Here is a 15,220-nt window from a genome sequence, read left to right on the forward strand (position 1 = left end):
AAGAGGAGATACCATGCAGTTCTATCGCCGCTGGCAGCCGGTGGCCGCCATCTCGTTTGACCTCGACGATACCCTCTATGACAACGGCCCGGCCATCGAACGGGCCGAGCAGTGGATGCTGAGCCACCTGCGCAGCGAATACCTGGCCACCGCCATGCTGGACAAGCCGCGCTGGCAGGCGCTCAAGCACAACCTGCTGCTGGAACAGCCGGCACTGCGCCACGACGTCAGTCTAGCGCGCCGGCACGGCATTCAGGCCGCGCTGATGGCGGGGGGGATGGCGCAAGGGTTGGCAGAGCGTGAGGCAGAGTCGGTGTTCGCCGGCTTTCTGGCCGAGCGCTCGAAGATCGAGGTGAGCGACCAGACCCACGCCCTGCTGGCCAGGCTGGCCGAGCGCTACCCGCTGGTGGTCATCACCAACGGCAATCTGGACCTGACCCGGGCTGGTCTCGCGGATTACTTCACCCTGGTCTGCAAGGCTGGCCTCGGCAGCAGGATGAAGCCGGCGCCGGACATGTTCGTAGAGGCGCAGAGGGCACTCAAGCTGGCGCCCGGCCAGATCCTGCACGTGGGGGATCATCCACAGACCGACGTGCTGGGGGCCAGGCTGCACGGCTTCAAGATCGCCTGGCTCAACGAGCGCGGTCAACCCTGGCGAGAGTTGCAACTGCTGCCGGACGTGGAGCTGACGGCGCTGGGCGAGCTGGCCGAACTGCTGCTCTAATCAGACCTCCATACCCACCCCATACCCGCCGGTTCGCAGCCGACATGCATCCCCTGTCGGCCGATCATGCACCGCAGGCAGCAGCCATTGTTGGGTCGTGTCGGAGTTGTCACTCGTTGCGGCAGATCAATCCGCGTAGATCGTAAGGCTCGGGCTGGTTGACCCGGCAGTAGCTGATGCCGGCGGGCAGCGCCTGCTGCAGGGTGATGGCGGTCTCCCGATAGTGGCAGACCAGGTAGAAGGGGCGGGGGTTGCGGCGATCCAGACTCCAGTAGTGCAGCGCGTCGCTGTCGCCGTTGTCCGGCTTGAGCTGGGCTCGCTCATCGGGGTCGCCGTCGAACAGGGCCAGGTTGTCCAGCCGGTGACTGAGGGGCTGGTGTTGTTCCCCCAGATCGTTGCGGGTGACGGCCTGCCACCCCGGGCTGGCCCCCAGCAGCTGCTGGCGGGTTTCAATGGTCGCGGGGCAGTCAAATTGCAGGGTGGCGCTCAGGGCCAGTGCGGTCAACAGCATGAAATGCATCTCTGGTAGAAAGCCTGAGCCGCCATGCTACGTCATCGACCGCCAAACAGCGCCATCAGTTTGTCCAGCAGATCCCGTGGCGGGGTGATCTGCTTCATGGCTTCCGCCTCCCGCGCCAGCAGCTCCTGCTGCTCCTGCTGACGGGCGCTCAACACCTTGTAGAGCGGCTCGAGCAGGGAGCCGCGCTGGGCCACCAGCTCCTGGAACATGGCCTGATTGATGCGATAGGTTTCGACGGTCCCCTGGGCCCGCACCGTGAACGGACTGGGCTCGCCGGTGAGCAGGCTCAACTCGCCGAAGAAGTCGCCGGCATTGAGGGTGCCGAGCGGCAGCTCGCGCCCCTCCACCTCCACCAGCATCTGGGCATCCCCCTTCACCAGCACGAACAGCCAGCCGGAGACCTCTCCCTGGCTCAGCATCCGATCGCCGTTGACGAAGGGGGCGAACTTGACCTGATCCGCCAGCCGCAGCAACTCCTCCTCCTGCAGCATGGCGAACAGCGGCAGGCGGCGCAGGGTGTCGGTGCGCTCGGCGGTATGCCGCTTGTGGCGCTGATCCTTGTGATCCTGATCCGTGGTCATGAAGACGTTGAAGATGGGTGGGGTGAGGCGCCGGTCGTTGCGGCGCAGGGCGGCATCGATCAGGGTGCGCACCGCCGAGTCGGTGGGATCGTCCACCGCCAGATCGGTGAGCCAGTAGCGCACCGCGTAGCGGGCGATGCCGTTTTCCACGTTCATCAGCAGGCAGTCAGGCTGCGGGCTGGCGGAGACGTGGCGGATGCGGGTCTCCCGCAGGGATTGTTCCACCAGGGCGATGATCTGGGTGGGCAGGGTATCCAGGGTGATGTCGAACCAGACCCAGCGGCGCCACTGCAGGGGGGCGTTCTGCCGCCGTCCGAGCACGGTGAAGCGCTGCTTGAGCAGGTGGCTGTTGGGGATCACCACAGTCTCCCAGTTGCGGGTCTCTATGGTGGTGGCGCGCCAGTTGATCTCCACCACCCGGCCCTGGGTGGTTTCCACCTGCAGCCAGTCACCGATGGCGATGGAGTTGTCGAGCTGGATCGAGACACCGGCCAGCAGGTTGCCCAGGGTGTCCTGCATGGAGAAGGCGATGACGGCGGTGATGACGGCGGAGGTGGTGACGATCTCGCCGAGGGCCATGCCGGAGGCGTAGAGGCGGAACAGGCACCAGCCGATGTAGCCGACCGTGATGACGATGTCGGCGATGATGCGCGGGATGCGGATCTGGCACAGGGGCAGCAGAAACTGGAACAGCAGGATCCCCCAGATCTTCACCAGCACCAGCCCGGCCAGCAGGCTGGAGATCTCCACCAGCCAGTGGTGGGGCAGGGGCAGACGAAACCAGCCCCCTTCGAACTGGATCAGCAGGATCACCACCAGGCTTATCATCACGAAACCGAGCTCGCTCACCAGCTCCCGCCGACGGCCGGGGCTGCGCAGGAAATGGGTGAAGAGCAAGAACAGGGTCAACAGGGTCCAGAACGGGTGTTCGCCAATCCACAGCAGGGTAGGTAGCGCAACGAGGTTATCGCTAAACATAGCAGCCCCTTATCATTGGTTATTTCCAGCATAGTTGGTTTCAACCCGCTAAATGGGTGCGGGGCGGGGGCAATTTATTTATGCTGGGCGCCGGTCTGACGAGGGAGTGGTACGAGTGCGCACGCTGAACAAGATGGTTTGGATTGCCGGGGCCTGGTTGCTGACGGGCTGTGATCAGCTGGCCGACAAGTATCGGGTCGAGTTTCGTGATGGCTCCTGGCGCGAGATCGCCATCACCCCCTTCGCCGATGAGGCGCGCTGGCGTGAGGGTTGCGCCACTGGTGAGGTGCTGAGCGACATGATGCTGCCGCTCAAGCGCGGCAAGACAGTCAACGGCCGCGAACAGCTTTTGATCGGCGGTGAGCTGTTCGAGCTGGACGACAGCGCCCTCTATCGCAGCAACGGCATGGTGTTTGGCCACACGCCGGATCACATCCAGCGCGGGCTGAAGGGGCTGGAGGTATGCCGAACCCTGCGCCCGGATCGCGGTGCGCTGCCCAAGCTCAAGGCGCGCGGGTTCGGCGACTAGCCGGCGGCGTCAGACGCCGCTCAGGCGGGCCCGGCAGGCGTCGCCAAAGGCCTCGAAAATCTTGATGGAGTGAGGATTCTCGCTCGCCTTCCACTCCGGGTGCCACTGCACCGCCAGCAGGAAGGGGGAGAGGGCGGGGGCGTGGATCGCCTCGATCAGCCCGTCCTCGGCATGGGCCAGCGGCTCCAGCCCCTTGGCCAGCGTCTTGATCCCCTGGCCGTGCAGCGAGTTGACCGGAATGGACTGTTGTCCCATCAGCTCCGCCAGCCAGCTGCCCGGCACCAGTTCGACCTGATGGCTCTCGCCATACTGATCGTCGACCGGATCGTCAGCATCCTCCCGATGATCGTCATAACCCGGCTCGCTGTAGACCTTCTGGTGGATGTCTCCCCCCAGCGCTACGTTGATCTCCTGCATGCCGCGGCAGATCCCGAGGATTGGCAGGCCGCGATCGAGGGCGGCCCGCACCAGCGGGATATCGAACAGATCCCGGTCCCTGTCTTGCTGCTTCTCCGGGGTGAGGTTCTCCTGGCCGTAGAGGGCGGGATCTATGTTGGAGCCGGCGCCGCTCAGATAGACGCCATCCGCCAGATCCAGATATTGCGCCAGATCCTCGGTGCCGCAGCAGGTAGGCACCAGCAGCGGCACACAACCGCTGATCTCCACCAGCGGCTTGATGTATTTGTGGGTCATCACCTGATAGGCGTGGCCATTGCGGGGCTGGGCGCCCGTGGTCATCAGTACGACGGGTTTACGCGGGGTGTGGGGGCTGCGAGTCATGATTCACCTTGGCTGTCCTTAGCGGTCCTGCGCCTTGGGCAGGCCCTTGCCGTCGTCAGCGGGGCAAGGGCATGCCTCAAGGCATGGTCGTGGGATCGGAGGTGCGTTGCACAGCCAGAATCGTCGGTCAGCCTGGGCAACGACAGCCTGGATCCTGATCCCAGTCTGCCAAGGCCGTTCAATATGTCAAACGAAATGATGCCAATATGTTAAATATGTTCTGCGCTCGACTGGCTTGAGTCCCATTAAAAGGGGGCTGTAGCGATAGCGGGGAGAGAGAAGGGCGTTGTTGTGGTGGATATATTAAACATGCGGCGCTGGCGGCCGGATAGCAAAAGGGGCCCGCAGGCCCCTGGTCGCGTCAGGCGTTCAGGATGAAACGCTCGATCACCTGGGCGACCCCGTCTTCATCGTTGCGCCCCGTGGTGTGCTGGGCCAGTGCCTTGATGTCGTCGGTGGCATTGCCCATGGCCACCCCCAGCCCGGCGTACTCGATCATGTGGTGATCATTGCCCGCATCCCCCACCGCGATGACCTGGGAGGCATCCAGCCCCAGATGCTCGGCCAGGGCGGCGACGCCGGTCCCCTTGTTGCTCTGCTTGTTCATGAACTCGAGGAAGTAGGGGGCGCTGCGCACCACGGTATAGCGCTGGTAGAGCTCGGCCGGCAGCTTGGCGATAGCGGGGGAGAGCAGCGGCTCGGGATCGATCATCATCACCTTGAGGATCTGCTCGTCGGCGGGCAGGGTGGCGAAGTCCAGCAGCTTGATGGGCATGTCGATGAGGCGGGATTCGTGCTCGGTGTAGGGGCTGACCCTGGGGCTGATGAGCCCCCGGCTCACCGAGAAGCCGTGCACGTTGACGCCCAGCTCGTCGGCCAGGGCGGCGATGGCGCTGGCATCGCCGCCGGTGAGCAGCTGGCTGCGGATGATGCGCTGATCGGCCACCTGCTGCACCAGGGCACCGTTGTAGCAGATGACGTAGTCATCCTGACCGGTGAGGCCGAGTTCCACCAGATAGCGGCTCATCCCCTCCAGCGGCCGGCCCGAGGCCAGCACGACGGTGACGCCCTTGGCGCGGGCGGCGGCGATGGCCGCGTGGGTGCGGGGGGAAATCTGGCCCTGGGAGTTCAACAGGGTGCCATCCATATCCAATGCGATCAGCTTGTACATCTCTCACTATCCTGCGGTCTGGCTGGCCCGCACTATGGGGCCAATGGGAGGCCGAGTGTAGCGAAATTCGCCGCCCGGATCACGACTGACGGGTCACTCTTGCGTCACTTGTGGGGTTCGTAGGGGGTCAGCTGCAACTGATCTTCACGGATGGCGAAGTGGATGGGGCCGTGCTCTATGTCGACCCGGTAGTGGTGGTGGGCCATCTCCACCTCGACCCCGGGGAAGGCGTGCTGGGTGGCGATGATGTCCATCTCCGCCATCAGCTTCTGCAGCTCCTCCTGGGCCGCTTCCAGCTGTTCATCCAGCAACTTGCTCTCCTCGAGATGCTGGGTCCGGATCAGCTTGATCTTCTGCAGGGTCTGGGGATTGCGTTTGTCGCTCGGCAGTTGCAGCAGCTTGAGCAGCAGGTCCTGCAGCTTGTCCAGCTGCTCCCGGCACTCCTGCTTGCGTTGGCGCAGCGCCTGCTCCTGCTCCTTGTGGGTGAAGTAGCCGCCAAGGATCTGCAGGCGGGTCTGGTTGTGGGCCGAGGCCCCCAGGACAGGTGCCATGATGAGGCGGTTGGCGATGCTGACGCCCCCCAGCAGGTGACCCTTGCGCATGGCGCTGTCACCCACCTTGAGATCCTGGCCGCTACGGCTGTAGCAGTGGCTGAGCTGGGTCAGGATGTGGATGTCGCCGCCGGCCTCCAGCTTGGCGTACTGGGCATAGCTGGCGTGGATCTCCCCCTGGGCGTTGAGGTGGCACTGAAACTCGTCGCTCTGTTCGCTCTTGCGCCCTATGATGCCGTTGCGCACCGTGATGGTGCCGCTCGATTCGATGTAGCCACCCTCGACGAAGCCGCCAATCACCACATCGCCGCTGGTTTTTATCTTCATGCCCGGGGTGACGTCACCCGCCACGATCAGCGCCCCCTCGAAGATGACATGGCCGTGGCGGATATCCACCTGCTTGACGCTCAGCACGTCGTCCACCTTCATGCCGCTCTTCTCCTGACGCGGCAGGCCGGGGCGGCTGGCCAGCAGCAGATCGGGGTCATCCGGCGAGAGGAAGGTGCCCTCGCCGGCCACCATGGGGCTCTCCTTGCCATGTTTGGCGGGCAGCTCCTGGCCGGTGACGGTGAAACCGGGCACCCCCTGGGTCGCGGGGTGGCGGCGCATCAGCTGGGCGCCGGCCTTGACGGTGAGGATGGTGCCGAGGTCGCGCATGTCGACCCGGCCGTGATCCAGCTCCTGAGGCTTGAGGATCCGTTCGGCCGGGGTCTCCACCAGCCGTTCGAAGCGAGTGTCCTGGCCGTTGACGGCGGCCTTGCCCTGCGCCACCGGCAGCCTGAGCAAGGTGCCCGGCGTCGCCTCCTTGGCGGCCAGCACGGCGGCGGCGATGAGCGGTGCCTGCACTCCCTGACTGATCTCGCTGCTCTGGATCGCCTGCTCCAGCTGTTCGCTGGTGAGGTATTTGCCGCCCCAGTCGGCGGTGATCTGGGCGGTGGCGCTCATCCGGTCCTTCTCCACCACCAGCAGGACGCTGGCATCGTGGCGCTGGGCGATGGGCACCGGGTTGCCGGGCAGGGGGGCGGTCGGGTTGCTCAGCAGGGTGTTGAGCAGGCTGATGGCCTGCTTGATCCCCTCCGTCAACGGCTGATAGCGACGGCAGTTGGAGGCCAGCAGCAGCGTCTGGATATCGCTCTCCGAGATGGGGTTGGTCAGCCCGGGCACGATGCGCAGGCAGGCGTATTCCATATCGGCTGACAACAGTAACCACTCTTTGCTTAACACCCGGATCCCTTCCTTCATCCGCATCCCAATTGGAACGGCTGCTTGTTTTCAGTTAATCGGCATTTTGTTAAAAATGCGAATCATCAACATGGTGCTGGTCTGCAGTATCCAGACATTTCTCCTTTTTGGTCAATGAGCTAAGCACAAATGGGTGAACTGGGACGAGGAAATGAAAAGTAACAGGGAGTATGCTGACGGCACCATGAACCCGTCTGCCAGCCGCTACCGGCTGTCGTCCGGCGGGCGAAGGGAGTGCCCCCGGGCGGATCCGCCACCGTGAGAGGAGTGTCGACCTTGCGTCATTGTCTGCTGCCCCTGGCCCTGACGGGCCTGCTTAGCGCCTGCCAGCCACAGGCATCCACCACGGCCCTCGGCACCCTGGAACGAGACCGGGTGCTGCTGACCGCCACCGCCGGCGAGATCATCCGTGCCCTGCCGGTGGCGGAGGGCAGCCGGGTGGCGGAGGGCACCCTGCTGGCCCGGCTCGATGACCGGCGTCAGCAGGCGGTGCTGGCCCGCGCCAGGGCCCAACAGGCACAGGCGCGGGCCGCCCTGGCCCGGCTGACCAATGGCGAGCGGCCGGAAGACATCGCCGCCGCCCGCGCCAGCCTCGACAAGGCGCAGGCCAACGTCAGGGAGAGCGAGCGCAACTTTGAGCGGATCGACCGGCTGGTACGCCGCAAGCTGGTGAGTCCGGCGGATCTCGACAAGGCTCGCGCCCAGCGCGACAGCGCCCTGGCCGAGCAGGACGGCGCCCGCCAGCAGCTCGACAAGCTGGCGCGGGGTGTGCGGCGCGAAGATATCGACGAAGCGCAGGCCGCCTTGCTGGCCGCCACCGCCGAGGTGGCGCTGGCGGAGCGGGAGCTGGCGGATCTCTCCATCGTCGCCACCCGCAGCGGCCGGCTCGACAGCCTGCCTTATCACCTCGGCGAGCGGGTCGCGGTCGGCGCCGTGCTGGCCGCCATCCAGGCGGACGAGGCGCCTTACGCCCGGGTTTATGTGCCCGAGCCCTCCCTCGCCGGTTACCGGGTCGGCCAGCCGGTGCGGGTGCAGGTGGACGGGGTGGCGGAGCCCTTCACCGGCCGGCTGCGCTGGATCTCGAAAGAACCCGCGTTTACCCCCTACTACGCCCTCAACGAGCAGGACAGGGCCCGGCTGGTCTATCTGGCCGAGATCGATCTGCCGGAGGGGGCGCAGGAGCTGCCTAGCGGCCTGCCGCTGCAGGCCGAACCCGCCGCGCAGGGAGAGGGCCATGAGTGAGCTGGCGATCCGGGCGCTGGGAGTGAGCCGCCGTTTCGGCGATTTTCTGGCGGTGGACGGGCTGGATCTCTGCGTGCCCAAGGGGCAGATCCACGGCTTTCTCGGCCCCAACGGCTGCGGCAAATCCACCACTCTACGCATGCTGACCGGCCTGCTCACCCCCTCGGCAGGAGAGGTGGAGGTGCTGGGGCTGCACATCCCTCGCGAGGCCGAGACCCTGCGCCGGCGGATCGGTTACATGACCCAGAAGTTCTCCCTCTATGACGAGCTGACCGCCTGGGAGAACCTGGAGTTCATGGGCCGGATCCACGGCATGGGCGGCGCGACGCTGGGGGCCCGCCTGCACGAGCTGCTGGCTACCTATGAGCTGGCGCCGCTGGCCCGGCAGCGGGCCGGCGCCATGAGCGGCGGCCAGAAGCAGCGGCTGGCGCTGGCGGCGGCGGTGATCCACCGGCCGGCGCTGCTGCTGCTGGACGAGCCCACCTCGGCGGTGGATCCACAGAACCGGCGCGATTTCTGGGAGAAGCTGTTCGATCTGAGCGAAGGGGGCACCACCATACTGGTGACCACCCACTACATGGACGAGGCGGAGCGCTGCCACCAGCTCGCCATCATGGAGGCGGGGCGAGTGCGCGCCCAGGGGGCGCCGCAGGCGCTGATGGATGCCATGAGCACCCGGGTGGTGGAGGTGCTGGCCGCCGATCTGCGGCTGCTCAAGCAGCAGCTGGTGCAGCTGGCGCCGGTGCGCTCCGCCGCCCAGCTCGGCCAGCGCTTGCGGGTGCTGGTGGACAAGGATCTGGCGGAGCCTATGGCCTGGCTGCAGCAGGCCTGCCCGGCGTTGGCCGGGGCCAGCCTGGCGCTGGTCAGACCCAGTCTGGAGGATGTGTTCGTCAGCTGTACCGGTCAGGAGCCGAGGGCATGAACAGTCTGCGATGGCTCTGGGCCATCACCCAGAAAACACTCAGGCACCCGGCCAGAGACAGGCTCACGACCTTGGGTATGGCGGTGATGAGCCCAGTGGGAGTGAATCGATGAACAGTCTGCGACGGCTCTGGGCTATTACCCAGAAAGAACTCAGGCAGCTGGCACGGGACCGGCTCACGTTTGGCATGGTGGTGATGATCCCGTTGATCCAGCTGCTGCTGTTTGGCTACGCCATCAATACCGACGTGCGCCAGATCCCGGTGGGGCTGGTGGAGATGAGCCAGAGCGTGCCGGGCCGGCTGCTGGTGGAGGCGGTGAAGGCGAGCCAGGTGGTGCACATCAAGCAGCAATACGTCGGGGTGCAGCAGGCCGAGGCGGCGCTGACCCGGGGCGAGGTGCGCGCCGTGCTGGTGTTGCCCGCCGATCTGAGCCGCCGGCTCAGCGCCGGCGAGACGGCGGGGCAGTGGCTGGTGGATGGCTCGGACACCATGATCGCCGGGGCCCTGCTCGGCCTTCGCAACATGCCGCTCTCCGATCTGAAACCCGACCTCAAGACGGCCCCCCCCACCTTCGAGACCGTGCTCTATTTCAACCCGGCGCGCCGTTCGGCGGTCAACATAGTGCCCGGCCTGCTCGGGGTGATCCTCACCATGACCATGATCATGTTCACCTCGGCGGCCATTGTACGCGAACGGGAGCGCGGCAATCTGGAGCTGCTCATCACCACCCCGGTCGGCTCGATGGAGCTGATGCTGGGCAAGATCCTGCCCTATATCGGGGTGGGGCTGATCCAGGTGGCCATCATCCTCGGGCTCGGTCACTTCATCTTCGACGTGCCAATCAACGGGGCTCTGAGCCAGGTGCTGCTGGCGACTCTGTTGTTCATTGCCGCCAGCCTGACCCTGGGGCTGCTCATCTCCACCCTGGCGCAGACCCAGCTGCAGGCGATGCAGATGACGGTGTTCATCCTGCTGCCCTCCATCCTGCTGTCGGGCTTCATGTTCCCCTACGAGGGGATGCCGCTGCCGGCCCAGTGGATTGCCGAGGTGCTGCCGGCCACCCACTTCATGCGGCTGATCCGGGGCATAGTGCTGCGCGGTGGCGAGCTTTCCGAGTTGCTGTCAGACGTGCTCTGGCTGGCGGGGTTCACCCTGCTGGTGTTGACGCTGGCCGCCCATCGCTTCAAGAAGAGTCTGGATTGATGCCCCGCGAGGGGTGAGAACCTGGCTGCTGGTTGTCAGCGGCTGGCGGTGCGGGCCAGGGTGCGGTAGTCGCCGAGCACCGGCAGCCCCTGCAGCTGGCGGCGCAGCATGTCGAGGGCGGCGAAGGCGAGGATCCGGCGACCGCTGTCGGGATCCGGGTGGCTGACCTTGAGGGTCTGGCCGTACAGTTGCCCATCGACGCAGAGCAGCAACGGCACGCCGTCTGGACCTGCGCGGCCTATGGTCAGGCTGAGGGGGGCTGCGGGCGCCGCCAGCTGCGCCAGATCGCTGGCCAGGGCGTGGCTGAAGCTGGCCGTCAGGGCCGGATGCGGGTGGCACATGGCCAGCAGGGCGCCCCGGCTCTCCCCCTCCAGCAGCGTCAGCGGCCTATCCCCCAGCCGATCCAGAGCCTGCCGCGCCGGCTCCTCATCGCCCCGCCCTACCAGCCAGGGCTCGATGGCGGTGAGCAGCCGCGCCTCGGCGGCGTCCATGTCCGCCGTGCTGGCGCCGTGGCCAATAAGCTTCAACTCGATGAGCGGCATGGAGGAGCGGTAGCCGAGCTCGATGCCGGCGGGCCAGGGAGCGGCATCCAGCATGTCGCTGAGGGCCGACTCCGAGACGCCGAAGGTATAAAAACGGCGCAGTTCGGTGTCGGTCTGCTCGCCGGCCAGCACCTTGAGGCGCGGCATGATCTGCTCGCGCACCATCTGCTTGAATTCGAACGGCACGCCCGGGGTGAAGAAGAGCCGGCTTGGGCCCTGATGGCCTGTGTGGGTGACCATAAAGCCGCAGGCGGTACCGACCGGGTTGTCGAGGATCTCGCACCCCTGCGGCAGCCAGGCCTGCTTGGCGTTGCTGGCGGGCATGGGCCTGCCGCGGCTGGCGTAACGCGCTTCGATGGTGGCGAGCCAGTCAGGGAACAGGGTGAGCGGCTGGCTGAAGGCCTCGGCCGCCGCCTGGGCGGTGAGATCGTCGGCGGTGGGGCCCAGGCCGCCGCACACCAGCACCACCTCGGCGCGGCTGGCGCTCTCTGCCAGCACGGCCTTCAAGTCCTTGAGGTTGTCCCCCACGGTGACGCGGCGGCGCACCTGCCAGCCCTGCTCCAGCAACAGGGCGCTCAGCCAGGCGGCGTTGGTGTCCACCACCAGACCCGTCACTATCTCGTCTCCGGTGCTGATGATTTCGATGCGCATGGCGGGCTCCTCGGGGCTGACGGCTGGGCTGGGGGGGCCACCTAGGTGGCCGGGTCGATCAGGGTTTGGTGTGTTCGAAGTAGTAGCTGATGCGGGTGCGCGGGTTGAGGTACTCAAACACCGCCGGCGGCAGCCGTTTGGGATGGATCACCTTGGCGATGGAGAGCTCGGCCTGCTGCAGGTCGATGATGGCCGCCTCCTGGCGCGGGATGCGCGGATCGTACACCAGCACCGAGGGGTAGAGCAGGCGGGAGGCATTGACCGACATCACCAGCCCTACCTGGCCGTTGGAGAGCTGCACCACGCTGCCGGGGGGGTAGATCCCCATCAGCCGGATCAGCATGCCGAGGTAGTCCGGATTGAACTGGGCCTTGCGCTGTTTGTAGAGGCCGCTCAGGGCCGAGTAGGGCACCTTGGCCTGCATGTGGCAGAGGTTATCGTACTCGTTGATCAGCGACACAATCTGGGTGAGCGGATCGAGCTGCCCCTTCTTGAGCCCCTCCGGCCCGCTGCCGTCCAGGTATTCGTGGTGGTGCAGCACGATTCCCTTCGCCTCGGCCGGGAAGTCCTTGGCCAGATTGAGCAGATCCAGCCCGTAGCGCGGGTGCTGGGCCATCAGGTTCTGCTCCGGCTTGGTGAGCGGCTCGGTCTTGCGCAGGATCTGGCTCGGGATCTTCAGCTTGCCGATGTCGTGGAACAGGGCTCCCATGCCGACCTGGCGGATCTCGTCGGCCGACATGTTGCACTCCTTGGCCAGCAGCATGCTGAGCACGCTGACGTTGAGGGAGTGGAAGTAGAGGTTGTTGCCGTCCTCGCTGTCGGAGACCAGGTGCAGCACCATCTCGTCCACCGACAGCAGCTGCTCGGTCATGGCGTTGATCAGCTCCTGCGCCTCGCCGATGGCATTGAGGGGGCGGGACTGGATCTTGCTCATCACGTTGCGCACCTGGGCCAGCGACTGCTGGAACTGCTTCTCGCACTGCTGCAGATCGCGGCGATACTGCTGCAGCTGCTCGATGCGGCGCTCCTTCTCCAGCTGCATCTCGGCCTGACGCTGGGAGGTATCCGGCGCCTCTACCGGCTGGGCCTGGATCTGGTTCAGCGGTTTGGGCGGCGCATCGCTCTTGTCGGGGATGATGGTCACGAGCTTGAGACCGAGCCGGCGAATGAGCTCGATCTCCTCTTCATTCTTGAGCTTGAAGCTGGAAAACAGGAAGGGGTGTTCGCGCCAGCCAAGTGGCAGAGAAACGTAATTGCCGACTTGCAGCCGGTCTACTGAAATCTTGATACCTGTCATTGTCTTGGATGCGAGAGACACACTGAGCCGTATGCTAGTCAAAGGTGGGGGTGAATACAAAAGGTATCTGATGACAGGGTGGGTGCTTTATTATAGGCTTCTGGATGTCCAGACATATTTACCGATGCAGTACAGGGAGTAAGCATGCCGATCAAGATCCCGGATCAGTTACCCGCCGCCGAAGTGCTGGGGCAGGAGAACATCTTCGTGATGACGGAATCCAGGGCCGTCACCCAGAACATCCGCCCGCTGCGGGTGTTGATCCTCAACCTGATGCCCAGGAAGATTGAAACCGAGATCCAGCTGATGCGGATGCTCTCCAACTCGCCGTTGCAGGTGGACGTGGATCTGCTGCGCATCGACGATCGGGAGTCGAAGAACACGCCCCAGGCGCACCTGGAGAATTTCTATCACGACTTCGAACAGGTACGCGGCAACAACTACGACGGCATGATCATCACGGGGGCGCCGCTCGGGCTGGTGGAGTTCGAGGAAGTGGTCTACTGGCCGCGCATCGTCGAGATCATCGAGTGGTCCCATCAGCACGTGACCTCCACCCTGTTCCTCTGCTGGGCGGTACAGGCGGCGCTGAAAGCCCTGTACGGCATGGAGAAGCAGACCCACGGCGAGAAGCTGTCCGGGGTCTATCGCCACCACCGGCTCGACGAGCACGAACCGCTGCTGCGCGGCTTCGACGACGAGTTCGTGGCGCCTCACTCCCGCTATGCGGCGTTCGACGGGGATCTCATCCGCGCCCACACCGATCTGCAGATCTTTGCCGAATCGGCAGAGGCCGGGGTCTATCTGGCGGCCACCAAGGATTGTCGTCAGGTGTTCGTCACCGGTCACCCGGAATACGATGCGCTGACCCTGGATGGCGAATACCAGCGGGATCTGGCGGCCGGGCTTGAGCCCGTCATTCCGGTCAACTACTACCCGGACAACGACCCGACCCGGACCCCGCGCGCCAGCTGGCGCAGCCACGGCCACCTGCTGTTTTCCAACTGGCTCAACTACTACGTCTATCAGCTCACCAGCTATCGCGTCGAGGATATCGGCAAGGTGTTTACCTATCAGCAGAACTCGCCGTCGAGGTAGGGACTGGCTCAGTCGCCCTCGGCCAGCCGCGCCGCCAGCCCGTCGAGCCATTGGCGGTGGTAGGCCAGGGTGAAGGCTTTGGGCCGGTGGGCCCGGATGGCGGCCATCGCCTCCTGCTGGGGCTGGCCCAGACTCATCAGCAGGGCCGCCGCCACCAGCCCGGTGCGGCCGCTGCCACCCTTGCAGTGGATGACCAGATGCTTGCCGTCCCGCAGCAGTCCGATAAGGTCCGGCAGTGCTTGCTGCCAGGCGACCTCGAAGGCGGCATCGGGAGCCTGATCGTCCTCGATGGGCAACTGGAACCAGCGCATGCCGGCGGCCTCGATCTGCTGACCAAGCCTGCCCAGTTCGAGCCGGGCCAGTTCGGCGTCGGTCATCAGGGTCAGCACGCCGTGCGCCCCGGCCAGCTTGAGCTGGCCCAGCGCCAGCGGCAGCGCCACCTGCTGGGTGCCGGGGCAGGGGGTCAGCAGCAGCTGGCCATCGACGCGGGGGACTTCCTGGCTCCAGAAGGGGTGAGATGGGTGCATAAAGATCCTTATGACGCCAGCAACGGCGAGGCAAGCCGGGCTTGACCCGGTTTTTGAGTGCGCCAAAGCATAGGGGGCGCGGCCCCTATGTCAATCTGCGTTGTGTTCGGCCCGGTTTACGGGCAGAGTCTAAAAAATTGAGCGGTTCAAGGAGTAAAGATGAGAAACCTGGATCAACTGGATTTGGATATCCTGGCCCATCTGTTTCGCGATGCGGGCATGACCAACAAGGATCTGGCCGCGCTGGTCGGGGTGGCACCGTCCACCTGTCTGGAACGGGTGCGCAAGCTGCAGCAGGACGGGGTGCTCAAGGGCGCCCACTGCGAGGTGGATTACCAGGCCCTCGGCGGTCATATCCAGGCCATGGTGTCGCTGCAGCTGGCCCGCCACAGCCGCCAGATCATCGATGCGTTTCGCGACGCCATCCTGGCCCTGCCCGAGGTGATCAGCCTGTTCCACATGGGCGGCAAGGATGACTTCCTGGTGCATTTGTGCGTCGCCGATACCGAGCACCTGCGCAACTTCGTGTTCGATCACTTCACCTCCCGCGAAGAGGTGGTGCACCTGGAGACCTCGCTGGTGTTCGAGCACAAGTTCAGCCGCTCGCTGCCCTGCTTCCTCAACACCTGACGCCCCGTCTGCCTCCTACAAAAAACCCGCC

General features: G+C 65.3%; 15 protein-coding genes. 7 read left to right on the forward strand and 8 right to left on the reverse strand.

Annotated features, from left to right (window positions below):
• The first annotated feature begins 13 nt into the window (after nucleotides 1-13).
• Nucleotides 14-724 carry an HAD-IA family hydrolase gene (locus R2E40_RS02350; RefSeq protein WP_318164666.1) on the forward strand — a complete coding sequence of 237 codons (711 nt, stop codon included), beginning with the start codon at nucleotides 14-16 and terminating at the stop codon, nucleotides 722-724.
• Nucleotides 725-833: 109 nt separating this feature from the next.
• On the opposite strand, the gene R2E40_RS02355 is transcribed toward R2E40_RS02350, so the two are convergent.
• Together R2E40_RS02355 and R2E40_RS02360 are read right to left on the reverse strand one after the other, a co-directional pair.
• Nucleotides 834-1,235: an STY0301 family protein gene (locus R2E40_RS02355; RefSeq protein ID WP_041217702.1), complete on the reverse strand. Its 402-nt coding sequence runs from the start codon at nucleotides 1,233-1,235 to the stop codon at nucleotides 834-836.
• A gap of 41 nt (nucleotides 1,236-1,276) precedes the next feature.
• Entirely contained in the window at nucleotides 1,277-2,803 is a 1,527-nt protein-coding gene (locus tag R2E40_RS02360; protein ID WP_257685671.1) for a mechanosensitive ion channel family protein, read from the reverse strand.
• 133 nt (nucleotides 2,804-2,936) lie between these two features.
• Between R2E40_RS02360 and R2E40_RS02365 the strand changes: the two genes are divergently transcribed.
• A complete protein-coding gene (locus R2E40_RS02365; protein WP_161772480.1) occupies nucleotides 2,937-3,332 on the forward strand; it encodes a hypothetical protein in 396 nt (131 codons plus the stop codon).
• 9 nt (nucleotides 3,333-3,341) lie between these two features.
• Here R2E40_RS02365 and R2E40_RS02370 read toward each other — a convergent pair whose 3' ends face one another.
• The 3 genes from R2E40_RS02370 to R2E40_RS02380 form a co-directional block, all read right to left on the reverse strand.
• Nucleotides 3,342-4,112, reverse strand: a complete 771-nt coding sequence (locus tag R2E40_RS02370) for a gamma-glutamyl-gamma-aminobutyrate hydrolase family protein (RefSeq protein WP_017408879.1) — start codon at nucleotides 4,110-4,112, stop codon at nucleotides 3,342-3,344.
• 361 nt (nucleotides 4,113-4,473) lie between these two features.
• Nucleotides 4,474-5,283, reverse strand: a complete 810-nt coding sequence (gene yidA, locus R2E40_RS02375) for a sugar-phosphatase (protein WP_318164667.1) — start codon at nucleotides 5,281-5,283, stop codon at nucleotides 4,474-4,476.
• 104 nt (nucleotides 5,284-5,387) lie between these two features.
• A complete protein-coding gene (locus tag R2E40_RS02380; RefSeq protein WP_318164668.1) occupies nucleotides 5,388-7,058 on the reverse strand; it encodes a FapA family protein in 1,671 nt (556 codons plus the stop codon).
• A 285-nt stretch (nucleotides 7,059-7,343) separates the two neighbouring features.
• On the opposite strand from R2E40_RS02380, the gene R2E40_RS02385 reads away from it, so the two are divergent.
• The 3 genes from R2E40_RS02385 (at nucleotide 7,344) to R2E40_RS02395 (ending at nucleotide 10,444) form a co-directional block, all read left to right on the forward strand.
• Nucleotides 7,344-8,318, forward strand: a complete 975-nt coding sequence (locus R2E40_RS02385; protein WP_318164669.1) for an HlyD family secretion protein — start codon at nucleotides 7,344-7,346, stop codon at nucleotides 8,316-8,318.
• Nucleotides 8,311-9,240, forward strand: coding sequence for an ABC transporter ATP-binding protein (locus R2E40_RS02390; protein ID WP_318164670.1), 930 nt, complete (start codon nucleotides 8,311-8,313; stop codon nucleotides 9,238-9,240). Before R2E40_RS02385 ends, R2E40_RS02390 begins: the two co-directional genes overlap by 8 nt.
• A gap of 109 nt (nucleotides 9,241-9,349) precedes the next feature.
• Nucleotides 9,350-10,444: an ABC transporter permease gene (locus R2E40_RS02395; protein WP_318164671.1), complete on the forward strand. Its 1,095-nt coding sequence runs from the start codon at nucleotides 9,350-9,352 to the stop codon at nucleotides 10,442-10,444.
• A 35-nt stretch (nucleotides 10,445-10,479) separates the two neighbouring features.
• Here R2E40_RS02395 and R2E40_RS02400 read toward each other — a convergent pair whose 3' ends face one another.
• Both R2E40_RS02400 and R2E40_RS02405 read right to left on the reverse strand, forming a co-directional pair.
• Nucleotides 10,480-11,637, reverse strand: coding sequence for a CinA family nicotinamide mononucleotide deamidase-related protein (locus tag R2E40_RS02400; RefSeq protein ID WP_318164672.1), 1,158 nt, complete (start codon nucleotides 11,635-11,637; stop codon nucleotides 10,480-10,482).
• 58 nt (nucleotides 11,638-11,695) lie between these two features.
• Nucleotides 11,696-12,934 carry an HD-GYP domain-containing protein gene (locus tag R2E40_RS02405; protein ID WP_253627515.1) on the reverse strand — a complete coding sequence of 413 codons (1,239 nt, stop codon included), beginning with the start codon at nucleotides 12,932-12,934 and terminating at the stop codon, nucleotides 11,696-11,698.
• Between the two features lie 144 nt (nucleotides 12,935-13,078).
• Here R2E40_RS02405 and metA point away from each other — a divergent pair, with 144 nt between their 5' ends.
• A complete protein-coding gene (gene metA / locus R2E40_RS02410) occupies nucleotides 13,079-14,032 on the forward strand; it encodes a homoserine O-acetyltransferase MetA (RefSeq protein ID WP_318164673.1) in 954 nt (317 codons plus the stop codon).
• 8 nt (nucleotides 14,033-14,040) lie between these two features.
• On the opposite strand, the gene R2E40_RS02415 is transcribed toward metA, so the two are convergent.
• Nucleotides 14,041-14,559, reverse strand: a complete 519-nt coding sequence (locus R2E40_RS02415; RefSeq protein WP_318164674.1) for a cyclin-dependent kinase inhibitor 3 family protein — start codon at nucleotides 14,557-14,559, stop codon at nucleotides 14,041-14,043.
• 159 nt (nucleotides 14,560-14,718) lie between these two features.
• On the opposite strand from R2E40_RS02415, the gene R2E40_RS02420 reads away from it, so the two are divergent.
• On the forward strand, nucleotides 14,719-15,189 hold the full coding sequence (locus R2E40_RS02420; protein ID WP_011704464.1) for an Lrp/AsnC family transcriptional regulator: 471 nt from the start codon (nucleotides 14,719-14,721) through the stop codon (nucleotides 15,187-15,189).
• The last annotated feature ends 31 nt before the right edge of the window (nucleotides 15,190-15,220 follow it).

It is taken from the genome of Aeromonas sp. CD (genome assembly GCF_033349375.1).
Classification (GTDB): domain Bacteria; phylum Pseudomonadota; class Gammaproteobacteria; order Enterobacterales; family Aeromonadaceae; genus Aeromonas; species Aeromonas hydrophila.